The sequence below is a fragment of the Psychrosphaera sp. genome, from assembly GCF_982872775.1.
This window is the reverse complement of record NZ_CEYNSH010000092.1, coordinates 1-2,423: the sequence shown is the minus strand read 5'-3', so window position 1 is coordinate 2,423 and position 2,423 is coordinate 1. Positions and strand designations below refer to the sequence as shown.

Here is a 2,423-nt window from a genome sequence, read left to right as displayed (position 1 = left end):
CAAAAACGGCTTTTGATAATGATTAAAAGACGTTACACTTAGCTTTACACCAATACGGCATTAGTCGTTGGTTCCAGAATTATAATTGCATTGATGTAACGTGTTTTAACGTGACATCTATACCGACCCTTCTAAAGGGGCTGATTCAGGATTCGACAGGATTGATGATTCCGGAGGTGCACGTCGAGGGGCGGTTGGCCTCGTAAAAAGCCGCAAAAAAATAGTCGCAAACGACGAAAACTACGCACTAGCAGCTTAATAACCTGCTCAGAGCTCTTATGCCCTAGCTTCCGTCCGTAAGACGGGGAATCACATAAGATCAAAAACCAAACGGAATAGTGGCGCGACTCCCGCCTGAGAGGCAACCCACGAATTTTAAATCAGGATAGCTTTATTGTGGCGTGTCCATTCGCAGCAGTGAGGTGAATTTAATAATGAGACTAAGCGTGTAGGACCAAAGGGTGACCTTTTCTGGACGCGGGTTCAACTCCCGCCAGCTCCACCAATAACTAAACCTCGACCTAAACAGTCGGGGTTTTTTTATGTCTTAAAACAAGTCAATGTCGCCGGTAATCTCATGTTTGATTTCAACTTCTTTTTCAATATCAAAAAATGTAGCTCGATTGCGACCATTCTTCTTGCTCTCGTAAAGTGCCTTGTCTGCATAGTCCAATATCGTCATGTAAAAGATATTGTCTTTTAATGCACAAACGCCACTGCTTATGGTCAGTTGTTGAATATTGGGGAACTTGGTTTCTGCTATCCGTTGGTGGACTTTGTTTAGCAACGCTTCACAGTTTTCTTGGGTGATGCTTTTGAGCAACAAAACAAACTCCTCTCCACCAAACCGAAACAAAAAATCATCGCCTCTAAAAGAGTCACGCAGTTCGTTAGCGACCAAAATCAGGACTTCATCACCAAATAGGTGGCCATAGTTGTCATTGATTTGCTTAAAGTGATCTATGTCAAACACGACGACATAGTTTTGTTCGTTTTCTGTGGTGATACGCTTTTCTGTGCCTGAGTATTGGACGGGGTTTGCGTACTCCCAAAATCGAGTTATTGCGTTATCAAAGGTCTTGCGGTTGAGAAGGCCAGTTAGTTGATCGGTTTGTGAGTCTATGATCAAGTCGATGAAATTTTTGAACACTTGAAATAGCCCGGATAATAAATCGTACTCAAACTTATCTATATCCCTATCTCGTTCCATTAGGTAAATCAGGTCAGAGTTGGGCGAGTGATTGATCATTAATACAAAATAGTAGTTATTGTCGACTTTTTCAGTGTGGCTTTCGGCGTTTAGGCTTGAAAGCTCATTGAGCATTGTTGCGAAGCGCTCTGGTATATCGATGCCAGTTGTTTTGTGCTCTTTTTTATCACCTTTTAATAAGAACTGACTGGCGATTTCTCCTGAATTTGTTCGGCGAATAATACATTGGAAGGGCGGCGCAATGATGTCCTCTACGCTTTGAAGTAAGCTAAACGCAATGAGTTCTTGATCTTGCAAAGAAGTAAACCGTTCGATGTGGCTTACAACTTTTTTGGTTATCTGCAAGTTATCCCCCTAAAAATAAAGTACAAATTAACATTAAAAGTGTAGACGACATTTTTGTATTTTAGGAAAACTAGGTAGTAACCGGTTACTTAAGTTTTAAATGGCTTTCATCCAACGCCAATTTTTGTTCATTCGGCTGTGAAGTTTGTAAGCAAATGTAAAGTACTTTGTCTGTGTAGTTTCCTCGTTGTCTAATCTATCGTAGAAAAATGACGTATATCGTCCATGAAAGGATTAACTTCGAGGATAAATCAGTGGCCAAGCTAAAACGCATGGTGTTGTCTGTGGTGATACTGTCGACTTTGTCGGCTTGTAGCAGTAACTACCTAGACAACAAACGGGTAAAGCAGCCGGACAATGTTCCGGTCATGTGGCAATCGGAATTTAAAGCTGCGCTTTTTCCAGATACCAATGATTCAACGACAAATGGGGTTGAGTCAATAAGTCATCATTTATATGTGTTCGATGATGCACAGTTTCGGAAGTTTTTGAATCACGCACTGGAAACAAATTTTTCACTTAGACAAGAGTTTTATGCGGTACAGCAAAAACGTCAGGCCCTAACCATCGCAAACTCGGCACTCTGGCCATCAATCGAAGCAGGCTTGTCAGGACGGAGAAATAAAACTGGCGAAAGCCAAATTGGTAATAAATTTGAAGCCGGTTTGGATATTCGTTTTGAACTGGATTTGTGGCAAAAACTCTCAGACGCAGAACAAAAAGCCCAATTGGAGTACCTGGCAGCTCAGGCCAGCTTTGAGCAGGCAAAACAAAACTTAATTGCGAATGTTATCACTGCTTGGTTTGATGCCATCGAAGCGAGTCGCTTACTCAAGTTGGCCGAGCAACGTGTAGAGCTTACCAAGCA

The 2,423-nt window shown here is 41.8% G+C and carries 2 protein-coding genes and 1 other RNA gene; 2 read left to right on the top strand and 1 reads right to left on the bottom strand.

The features are described from left to right. The first annotated feature begins 136 nt into the window (after nucleotides 1-136). Nucleotides 137-505: a transfer-messenger RNA gene (ssrA, locus tag AC4E96_RS14040) on the top strand. 42 nt (nucleotides 506-547) lie between these two features. Here the strand turns inward: ssrA and AC4E96_RS14035 are convergent. Next, nucleotides 548-1,555 carry a GGDEF domain-containing protein gene (locus AC4E96_RS14035; protein ID WP_490256274.1) on the bottom strand — a complete coding sequence of 336 codons (1,008 nt, stop codon included), beginning with the start codon at nucleotides 1,553-1,555 and terminating at the stop codon, nucleotides 548-550. A gap of 254 nt (nucleotides 1,556-1,809) precedes the next feature. Between AC4E96_RS14035 and AC4E96_RS14030 the strand changes: the two genes are divergently transcribed. Next, a partial coding sequence (locus tag AC4E96_RS14030) for a TolC family protein (protein WP_490256273.1) occupies nucleotides 1,810-2,423 on the top strand: 614 nt, incomplete at its 3' end.